9 protein-coding genes are annotated in these 9,105 nt (G+C 74.0%); 3 read left to right on the top strand and 6 right to left on the bottom strand.

The annotated features are described in order from the left end of the window. Positions 1 to 788: ATP-binding cassette domain-containing protein (locus N4P33_RS28740; RefSeq protein ID WP_260829773.1), on the top strand; the 788-nt coding region annotated here is incomplete at its 5' end. A gap of 18 nt (positions 789 to 806) precedes the next feature. Here the strand turns inward: N4P33_RS28740 and N4P33_RS28745 are convergent. Next, the gene (locus N4P33_RS28745) at positions 807 to 2,252 is read right to left on the bottom strand and encodes an NAD(P)/FAD-dependent oxidoreductase (RefSeq protein WP_260829775.1); all 1,446 of its coding nucleotides are present in this window, start codon (positions 2,250 to 2,252) and stop codon (positions 807 to 809) included. 118 nt (positions 2,253 to 2,370) lie between these two features. On the opposite strand from N4P33_RS28745, the gene trxA reads away from it, so the two are divergent. After that, the gene (trxA, locus tag N4P33_RS28750; protein WP_260829776.1) at positions 2,371 to 2,766 is read left to right on the top strand and encodes a thioredoxin; all 396 of its coding nucleotides are present in this window, start codon (positions 2,371 to 2,373) and stop codon (positions 2,764 to 2,766) included. 48 nt (positions 2,767 to 2,814) lie between these two features. On the opposite strand, the gene N4P33_RS28755 is transcribed toward trxA, so the two are convergent. The 3 genes from N4P33_RS28755 to N4P33_RS28765 all read right to left on the bottom strand — a co-directional run bounded on the left by N4P33_RS28755 (position 2,815) and on the right by N4P33_RS28765 (position 6,194). Beyond that, positions 2,815 to 4,251 carry an aldehyde dehydrogenase family protein gene (locus N4P33_RS28755; RefSeq protein ID WP_260829777.1) on the bottom strand — a complete coding sequence of 479 codons (1,437 nt, stop codon included), beginning with the start codon at positions 4,249 to 4,251 and terminating at the stop codon, positions 2,815 to 2,817. A 135-nt stretch (positions 4,252 to 4,386) separates the two neighbouring features. Continuing rightward, positions 4,387 to 5,424 carry a LacI family DNA-binding transcriptional regulator gene (locus tag N4P33_RS28760; RefSeq protein WP_399030289.1) on the bottom strand — a complete coding sequence of 346 codons (1,038 nt, stop codon included), beginning with the start codon at positions 5,422 to 5,424 and terminating at the stop codon, positions 4,387 to 4,389. Between the two features lie 113 nt (positions 5,425 to 5,537). Then, a complete protein-coding gene (locus N4P33_RS28765; protein WP_260829780.1) occupies positions 5,538 to 6,194 on the bottom strand; it encodes a TetR/AcrR family transcriptional regulator in 657 nt (218 codons plus the stop codon). Positions 6,195 to 6,312: 118 nt separating this feature from the next. On the opposite strand from N4P33_RS28765, the gene N4P33_RS28770 reads away from it, so the two are divergent. Further along, complete coding sequence (locus N4P33_RS28770; RefSeq protein ID WP_260829782.1) at positions 6,313 to 6,876, top strand: NAD(P)H-dependent oxidoreductase; 564 nt, start codon at positions 6,313 to 6,315, stop codon at positions 6,874 to 6,876. A gap of 310 nt (positions 6,877 to 7,186) precedes the next feature. Here the strand turns inward: N4P33_RS28770 and N4P33_RS28775 are convergent, their stop codons facing one another. Continuing rightward, positions 7,187 to 8,356, bottom strand: coding sequence for an XdhC/CoxI family protein (locus N4P33_RS28775; protein WP_260829784.1), 1,170 nt, complete (start codon positions 8,354 to 8,356; stop codon positions 7,187 to 7,189). Further along, a partial coding sequence (locus tag N4P33_RS28780; protein ID WP_260829786.1) for a xanthine dehydrogenase family protein molybdopterin-binding subunit occupies positions 8,349 to 9,105 on the bottom strand: 757 nt, incomplete at its 5' end. The genes N4P33_RS28775 and N4P33_RS28780, both read right to left, overlap by 8 nt.

Here is a 9,105-nt window from a genome sequence, read left to right on the forward strand (position 1 = left end):
ACGCGCAGGCGGACCGGATGCGGGCCCGGGTGTCGACCGCGGTGGCCGCGCGGAACATGGCCCGCCGCGCGGACCGGCTGCTCGCCGGCGTGGAGCCGGCCCGGCGTAGTGAGCGGACGGCGCGGATCCGGCTGCCCGAGCCGGCGCCGTGCGGGCGGATTCCGCTCGGTGCCGTGAGCCTCACCAAGGCGTACGGCGAGCAGCGTGTGCTGAACGGTGTGGATCTGGCCGTGGACCGGGGCAGCCGTCTGGTCGTGCTGGGGCCCAACGGGGCCGGGAAGACGACCCTGTTGCGCGTGCTCGCGGGCCGGGACCTGCCCGACGCCGGGCGGGTGGTGCGGGGGCACGGGCTGCGGCTGGGGTACTTCGCGCAGGAACACGACACCCTTCGCACCGACATGACGGTACGTCAGCAGCTGGCGTCGGCCGCTCCTCATCTCACCGACGGTGAAGTGCGCGGTGTGCTGGGTTCGTTCCTGTTCGCCGGTGACGACGCGGACAAGCCGGTCGGGGTGCTCTCCGGGGGTGAGAAGACCCGGCTCGCGCTGGCCGGGCTGGTGCACTCGGGGGCGAACGTGCTGCTGCTGGACGAGCCCACCAACAACCTCGATCCGGCCTCCCGTGCCGAGGTTCTGGCCGCGGTGGGCACGTATCCGGGCGCGATCGTCATGGTGACCCATGACGAGGGGGCCGTCGCGGCCCTGCGCCCGGACCGCGTGCTGCTGCTGCCGGAGGCGGACGAGGACCTGTGGAGCGAGGAGTACCTGGAGCTGGTGGCGTCCGCTTGAACCGGCGGGTGCCACAGGTCAGTTGTCGCGGTACGCCTCCAGCAGGCGGAGCCAGACCTCACTGATCGTCGGGTAGGAGGGGACCGCGTGCCACAGGCGGGACACCGGGACCTGGGCGGTGACCGCGATGGTCGCGGAGTGGATCAGTTCGCCGACTCCGGGGCCCACGAAGGTGACACCGCGCAGGATCTCGTCCTCCACGTCGACGATCATGCGGGCGCGGCCTGTGTAGCCGTCGGCGTACAGGCCGGCGCCGGCGACGGTGGACAGGTCGACGTCGACGGCGCGGACGCGATGGCCGGCCTGCTCCGCCTCGGCGAGGGAGAGGCCGACGGCTGCCGCCTCCGGGTCGGTGAAGACCACTTGGGGCACGGCGGCCTGGTCGGCGGTCGCCGCGTGCGGCCCCCAGGGCTCCGCCTGTACGGACTCACCGGCGGCCCGGGTGGCGATGGCGGCGCCGGCGATACGGGCCTGGTACTTGCCCTGGTGGGTGAGGAGGGCGCGGTGGTTGACGTCGCCCACGGCGTAGAGCCAGTCGTGGCCGGTCACCCGGAGGCTGTCGTCCACGGGGAGCCAGGAACCGGGCTCCAGGCCGATCGTGTCGAGGCCGATGTCGTCGGTGCGCGGAGCGCGGCCGGTGGCGAAGAGGATCTCGTCGGCCTCGATCCGGTCGCCGGTGTCGGTGACCGCGATGACCGTGCCGTTCTCCCGGCTCACCGACTTCACCGAGGTGCCGGTGCGGATGTCCGCGCCGGCCTCGGTGAGCGCCTCGGCGACCAGTTCGCCGGCGAAGGGCTCCATGCGGGACAGCAGGCTGCTGCCGCGGACGAGGAGCGTGACGCGGGAGCCGAGGGCCTGCCAGGCGGTGGCCATCTCGGTGGCGACCACGCCGCCGCCCACGACGACGAGCCGGCCCGGCACCGTCTTGGCGCTGGTGGCCTCCCTGCTGGTCCAGGGCCTGACCTCGCTCAGTCCGGGCAGGTCGGGCAGCTGGGCGCGGCTACCGGTGCAGACGGCGACGGCGTGCCGTGCGGTGAGGACGTGCCGGCTGCCGTCGGAGCCGGTGACCGTCACCGTGCGCGGGCCGGTGATGCGTCCGTGCCCCCGGTACAGGTCGGCGCCGATTCCTTCCAGCCAGCCGACCTGGCCGTCGTCGTTCCAGTCGGAGGTCTCGTAGTCCCGGTGTGCCAGCACCTCGGCCGCGTCGAGAGGGCCCTGCACCGCCTGGCGCAGGCCCGGCACGCGGCGGGCGTCGGCGCGCGCGATGACCGGGCGCAGCAGGGCCTTGCTGGGCATGCACGCCCAGTAGGAGCATTCGCCGCCCACGAGCTCGCTCTCCACCACGGCGGTGGAGAGGCCGGCCGCGCGGGTGCGGTCGGCGACGTTCTCCCCCACGGGCCCGGCCCCGAGGACCACGACATCGTAGGAGGTGGGTGCGGTGTGCGTCGCTTCCGATTCCGTCATGGCGTCAGTCTGGTGGGTGGTGTGCGTGGAGGCCACATGGGTAGGGGCGCGGAATACGTGACCGGACGGCCGTGTTGTGCCGACGGCTCGACCCGATACCAGGAAGAGGGAACACGCCATGAGCAGCACCGTGGAGCTCACCAAGGAGAACTTCGACCAGATGGTCACGGACAACGAGTTCGTCCTGATCGACTTCTGGGCCGAGTGGTGCGGGCCGTGCCGGCAGTTCGCGCCGGTCTACGAGAAGGCCGCGGAGGCGAACCCGGACCTGGTGTTCGGCAAGGTCGACACCGAGGCGCAGCCGGAACTGGCCGCCGCGTTCGGGATCCAGTCGATCCCCACGCTGATGATCGTGCGGGATCAGGTCGCCGTGTTCGCCCAGCCGGGTGCCCTCCCCGAGGCCGCGCTGACGGACGTCATCGGGCAGGCCCGCAAGCTGGACATGGACGCGGTCCGGCAGCAGATCGCCGAGCATCAGGCGCAGCAGGGGCAGGCGCCGGCCCAGGGCGAGTGATCCCCGGGCGCCCATGGACCTTCGCCTGGCGCCCAGGGACCCTCGCTTCTAGAACGGGTACTGCGCCACATCCCCGCGCACCGTCGTCCACCGCACGTCGGTGAACGCCTCCAGGTTGGCGTCCCCGCCGAAGCGTGCCCCGGTGCCGGACGCGGCGACCCCGCCGAACGGGGCGACCGCCTCGTCGTTCACCGTCTGGTCGTTGATGTGCACGATGCCGGTCGGGATGCGTTCCGCGAGATCCAGGCCCCGGGCCGGATCGCGGGTGACGATACCGAGGGCGAGTCCGTACGGGCTCTCCGCGGCCAGGGCGGCGGCCTCCTCGGGGCTGGTGAACGGGCGAACGGGTGCCACCGGGCCGAAGACCTCCTCCGTGTACGCGGGCGTGTGGTCGCCCACGTCGGCGAGCACCGTGGGCCGGTAGAACAGCCGGTCGTGGGTGCCGCCCGCGGCCAGCCGCGCCCCGTCGGCCGTGCTGGACTCGACCAGGCCGTGCACCTTGGCGAGCTGGGTGCGGTCGATGAGCGGTCCGAGGTGCACCTTCTCGCGGTGCGGGTCGCCGACGGCGAGGGCGTTCGCCTTGGCGGCGAGCCGGTCGACGTACTCGTCGTAGAGCGAGGCGTGCACCAGGTGGCGGCCGGTGGTCATGCAGATCTGGCCCTGGTGGAAGAACGAGCCCCAGGCGGCGGTGGAGATCACCGCGTCGAGGTCGGCGTCCTCCAGCACGATCAGGGCGGAGTTCCCGCCGAGTTCCAGGTGCGCGCGCTTGAGGTGACGTCCGGCCGCCTCTCCCACGGCGCGGCCCGCCGCGGTGGACCCCGTGAAGGAGATGACGGGGATACGCGGGTCGGCGACCAGCGCCTGACCGGTGTCGGCGCCGCCGGGCAGGACGTGCAGCAGCCCGTCGGGCAGGCCCGCCTCGGCGAGGACGGCGGCGAGTGCCAGCCCGCCGCAGACCGCGGTGCGCGGGTCCGGTTTGAGGACGACCGCGTTGCCGAGCGCCAGGGCCGGGGCGACCGAGCGGATCGAGAGGATCAGCGGGGCGTTGAACGGTGCGATCACCCCGACCACGCCCACCGGCACCCGCCGCGTGTACGACAGCCGGGGCGCCTCGGTGGGCAGTACGTGCCCTGCGGGGCGGGAGGCGAGGGCGGCGGCCTCGTAGCACTCCTGGGCGGCGACGTGCAGCTCGAAGTCGGCCTTGCCGGGGATGTTGCCGGCCTCGCGGACCAGCCACCGGCGCAGTTCGTCGGCGTGCGCCGCGAAAAGGTCGCCGGCCTTGCGGAGCACCGCGGCGCGTGCGAAGTGCGGAGTGCGCGCCCATTCCGCCTGGGCTGCGCGGGCGGCGTCGGCGGCGGTGCCGACGTCCCCCGGGGTCGCCAGGGTGACGGTGCCGAGCTGTTCGCCGGTGGCGGGCTCGGTGACGGCGTGGTCGGGTCCCGTCAGATCCCGGGACTGCCAGGTCGTGGGGTCGAGCAACGGCATGACGGCTCTCCGTTCGGTCGCCGGCGCACCGCGCGGACGGCGGGTCCGGCTGTCGTTCCGCTTACCCAGGCATGTGACCACGAAGCCCCGCCCGACGCCTGCGCTGGTGGCGGCGGCCCGCCGCGAGCCGGCGCGTCAGCTGGATTCGCGGCGCACCACCGTCGCGCCGAGCACCTTGTGTGCCTCCGGCGCGGCGGCCGGGTCGCGCACCGCGCGGTCGACCAGCTCGGCCAGCTCGTATCCGGAGGGCAGTTCGAGGTGGACGGTGCTCAGCCGGGGCCGCAGGAGCCGGCCCAGCATGAGGTTGTCGGCGCCGACCACGGCGGTCTCCTCCGGGATGCGGATGCCGTGGTCGAGGAGGGCGCGCATCAGCAGCATGGCGTACTCGTCGTTGTACGTGAACACGGCGTCGAGGCCGAGTGTGCGCCAGCGGGCGGCGAGCCGGGCGGCGGCCTCCTCGTCGTAGGCGAGGGGCAGCTCGGAGACGGTCGCGTCCGTGCCGTGCAGCGCCTCGCGCACACCGGCGAGGCGGGGCGCGGAGAACGCCTCGAGGCCGGGGTCCCGGGGGACGACGACGCCGATACGGCGCCGTCCGCGGTCGAAGAGGTGGGCGCCGGCGCTGTGGCCGACGACCTCGTGATCCATGAGCAGCGCGTGGGCGCCCTCGACGGGTTCGGGGCCGAGGGTGACCACAGCGCGGGCGCCGGAGCGCTTGAGTACGGCGACACCGCGCGGGCCGAGTCCGGAGCCGGGGACGAGGACGGCGACGGGCCGCAGCTCGGCCCAGGCGCGGGCGGCCTCGTCGTCGTGCATGCCGACGGTGCCGAACTGCACGACGGTGTAGTCGAGACGGCTGAGCGCCTCCTGCAGTTCGGTGATGAACCGGCTGTAGAGGGGGCCGACGGGGAAGGCGGGGGCGGGCATGAGGACCGTACGGCTGTGTCCCGCGCGCAGGCTGCGGGCCGCCGCGTGCGGCACGTAGCCGAGCTCCCGGGCGGCCTCGCGGACCCGGCGGCGGGTGGGTTCGCTGATCCGGACGGCACCGGCGTTGTTCAGGACGTAGGAGACGGTCGCGCGCGAGACGCCGGCCAGGCGGGCCACATCGGCGCTCGTGGGCACGGAGCGCGTCGGTGCGGGGGACGAGGGCGCGGGCGGTTTCGGTATCTGCACCATGACGTACCGCATCTAAGCAGAAGCCGGAACGCCGCCTTCATTCGGGGGAGTTGAGCGTCGGGAGGGGGTGCCCGTGCGCGTTCGGGAGGCTGATCGCCCGCCCTCGGCAGGGGTCAAGGCTGGGGGTTCGTCACCCGGTCGACCAGGTCGGTCCACGCGGTCTCCAGGCGGTCCAACGGCATGCCGCACTGGCGGGTCAGGTGGTGGACCAGGGCGGGATCGAGTGGGGCCATCAGAGTGTGGGCGAGCAGCTCGCAGTCCGCGTCGGGGACGGCCTCGCGCAGCAGCAGGGTCACGTGGTGGCGCAGGACCCGGCGGGGCGGGGCGGTGAAGCGGCGGCCCGCGGCGGGCTCGGCGGCCAGCTGCAGTTCCAGCTCGTCGGCGGTGCGGCGCAGCAGGGCGAGGCCGAAGGCCCGCAGGCGCTCCACGGGGGGTGCGCCCGGACCCAGGGGCGGCGGGCCGCTGAGGAAGGCGGCCTGGAACTTCTTCTCCGAGTGGTCGAGGAGGGCGGTCAGCAGTCCGGTGCGGTCGCCGAAGCGGCGGAAGACGGTGCCCTTGCCGACGTTCGCGGCCGTGGCGACGGCCTCCATGGTGAGGCAGTCCGCGCCGCGCTCGGCGACGAGGCGGGCGGCGGCCTCCAGCAGCCGGGCCCGGTTGCGTGCGGCGTCGGCGCGCAGGCAGGGCTCGTCGATCTCGGTGCCGAGCTGCAGCAACTCCTGCGGGGCGACCGGCTCCTGGGGGGTCGGGACGGGCGGCGGGGCAGCGGACATGAAGCCAGCGTAAAGCATCGGGAAGAAACTGGACCAGGGTCCGGTTAGAGTGCTACAACAGAGAAACGGACCTCGGTCCGGTTTGCTGAGCCTTGTTTCACACCCCCAGGAGTTCCTCATGTCCGTTCGCATCCTCGCCCTCGTCGGCAGCCTCCGCGCCGGTTCGCACAACCGCCAGCTCGCCGAGGCGGCCGTCAAGCTCGCCCCCGAGGGCACCGATGTCGCCCTCTACGAGGGGCTCGCGGAGATCCCCTTCTACAACGAGGACATCGACGTCGAGGGCACCGTGCCGGCGGCCGCGGTGAAGCTGCGTGAGGCTGCCGCGAGCGCCGACGCGCTGCTGCTGTTCACGCCCGAGTACAACGGCACGATCCCGGCCGTGCTGAAGAACGCCATCGACTGGCTGTCCCGCCCCTACGGCGCGGGTGCCCTCACGGGCAAGCCGGTCGCCGTGGTGGGTACCGCCTTCGGTCAGTACGGCGGGGTGTGGGCGCAGGACGAGACGCGCAAGGCGGTGGGCATCGCGGGCGCCAAGGTGATCGAGGACATCAAGCTCTCCATCCCCGGCTCCGTGACCCGCTTCGCCGAGACCCACCCGTCCGACGACACCGAGGTCGCCGAGCAGCTGACGGAGGTCGTCACCCGGCTCCAGGTCCACGCGGCCGAGCCGACGGCGGCGTGAACGCTCCGCTGGGGCTGAGCCCACGGGCTCGGGCTGAGCCCACTGGCCGACCCGCGGGTGCGTGATCCCTGCGGGTGCCTGATCGGTGGGCCGCTGAGTCGGCGGCGAGCGGCGCGACTCCGGCCGTGCCCGAGGGCCGGCTCGCGCCGGCTGAGCCCGAGAGGGAGGGGTGCGCGTACCGGCGCGGCCCGAAGGCCCGGACCGCATCGGCTGAGCCACGACGGCTGGGCGCACCACCCTGGCTCGTGGCGGCCGAGCACCCTCCGAAGGGCCGGAGCATCCGCTCCGGCCCTTCGGCATGCTGCACCGCTCAGGCGGCTGCGGCACCTCCGTCCGGCTCCGCCCGCCGCCCACCCGGCTCGGCCCCGTGCCCATCCGGCTCGGCTCGGTGGATCGGCGTCCCCGAGCCGGTCAGGGGCAGGCCCGTGCCGCCCCGGCGGGCAGCGATGATCTCCGCCGTGATGGACAGAGCCGTCTCCTCCGGTGTGCGGGCGCCCAGGTCCAGGCCGATCGGTGAGCGCAGGCGGGAGATCTCGGGGTCGCTCAGGCCGGCTGCGCGCAGGCGGCGTTCTCGGTCCGCGTGGGTGCGGCGGGAGCCCATCGCGCCCACGTAGGCGACCGGCAGCCGCAGGGCCTCCGTCAGCAGGGGGATGTCGAACTTGGCGTCGTGGGTCAGGACGCACAGCACCGTGCGGGCGTCGGTCGCGGTGCGTCGCAGATACCGGTGCGGCCAGTCGACGACGACCTCATGGGCCGCGGGGAAGCGGGCCGGGGTGGCGAACACCGGGCGGGCGTCGCAGACGGTGACGTGGTAGCCGAGGAAACGGCCGGCCCGGACCAGGGCCGCGGCGAAGTCGACCGCGCCGAAGACGATCATGCGGGGCGGGGGCACGCTGGACTCCACGAGCAGGGTGACTCCGCCCGGGCAGCGCGAGCCGTCCTCCGCGACGTCGACGGTGCCGGTGCGGCCCGCGTCCAGCAGGGCACGGGCCTCCTCCGCCGCCGTCCGGTTCAGTTCCGCGGGACCACCGATGTCGCCCTGCCGGCTGCCATCGGGCCGCACCAGCAGCGCCCGGCCGAGGAGGTGCGCAGGGCCCCGGACGACGCGGGCCAGGGCTGCCGGTTCGCCGTGCGCGGCAGCCGACACCGCCGCCCGCACCGCCGGCTCCGCGCCGACCGGCGTGACGAACACCTCGATCACCCCGCCGCAGGTCAGCCCCACCGCGAAGGCGTCCTCGTCGCTGTAGCCGAAGCGTTCGACGACCGGTGTCCCGTCCTGGAGGGCCTGAAGGCACAGGTCGTACACCGCCCCCTCGACGCAGCCCCCGGAGACCGAGCCGATCACCGTGCCCTCCGCGTCGACGGCGAGCGCCGCGCCGGGACCGCGCGGCGCGCTGCCGCCGACGGACACGACGGTGGCCACCGCGAACCGCTGGCCCTCGGCGAGCCAGCCGTCCAGCTCACCGGCGAGATCAAGCATCCCGGGCCCCCGCCGCAAGCACCCGGTCCGGCCGGATCGGCAGATCCCGGTGGCGTACCCCCGTCGCGTGCCAGACCGCGTTGGTGATGGCCGCCGCCGCGCCCACGATGCCGATCTCGCCGATGCCCTTGATGCCCACCGGGTCCTCCGGGTCCGGGTCGTCGACCCAGTCCGCCTCGACGGCCGGGACGTCGGCGTGGGAGGCGATGTGGTAGCCCGCGAGGTCGGCGCCGTACAGGCCGCCGAAGGCACGGTCGCGGACGCCTTCCTCGTGCAGGGCCATGGAGATGCCCCAGGTCATGCCGCCGACGAGCTGGCTGCGGGCGGTGAGCGGGTTGACGATGCGCCCGGCGGCGAAGATGCCGAGCATCCGGCGCACTCGCACCTCGCCCGTGGCGGGATCGACGGCCACCTCGGCGAACTGCGCGCCGAAGGAGTGCCGCTCCTTTTGGGCGAGCGCGCCGAGCGCCTCGGTGGTGTCCGCGCGCACGGTGATGCCGTCCGGCGGGATGTCCACGCCGAGGGCGAGCCGCTCGCGCAGCTCCTCCGCTGCCGCCGTGACCGCCCACGACCACGACCGGGTGCCGGTGGAGCCGCCGGCGATCATCGCCGGGCCGAAGGCGCTGTCCCCGATCCGCACGCGCACCCGGTCCGGGGATACGTCCAGGGCGTCGGCGGCGACCAGCGTGAGGGCCGTACGGGCGCCGGTGCCGATGTCGGCGGCGGCGATCCGCACGGTGAACGTGCCG

It is taken from the genome of Streptomyces sp. 15-116A (assembly GCF_025290915.1).
GTDB lineage: Bacteria > Actinomycetota > Actinomycetes > Streptomycetales > Streptomycetaceae > Streptomyces.

Coding starts and splice junctions, on each gene's coding strand:
- N4P33_RS28745 (WP_260829775.1), bottom strand. CDS start 2,252: ATGACGGAATCGGAAGCGACGCACACCGCACCCACCTCCTACGATGTC.
- trxA (WP_260829776.1), top strand. CDS start 2,371: ATGAGCAGCACCGTGGAGCTCACCAAGGAGAACTTCGACCAGATGGTC.
- N4P33_RS28755 (WP_260829777.1), bottom strand. CDS start 4,251: ATGCCGTTGCTCGACCCCACGACCTGGCAGTCCCGGGATCTGACGGGA.
- N4P33_RS28760 (WP_399030289.1), bottom strand. CDS start 5,424: ATGGTGCAGATACCGAAACCGCCCGCGCCCTCGTCCCCCGCACCGACG.
- N4P33_RS28765 (WP_260829780.1), bottom strand. CDS start 6,194: ATGTCCGCTGCCCCGCCGCCCGTCCCGACCCCCCAGGAGCCGGTCGCC.
- N4P33_RS28770 (WP_260829782.1), top strand. CDS start 6,313: ATGTCCGTTCGCATCCTCGCCCTCGTCGGCAGCCTCCGCGCCGGTTCG.
- N4P33_RS28775 (WP_260829784.1), bottom strand. CDS start 8,356: ATGCTTGATCTCGCCGGTGAGCTGGACGGCTGGCTCGCCGAGGGCCAG.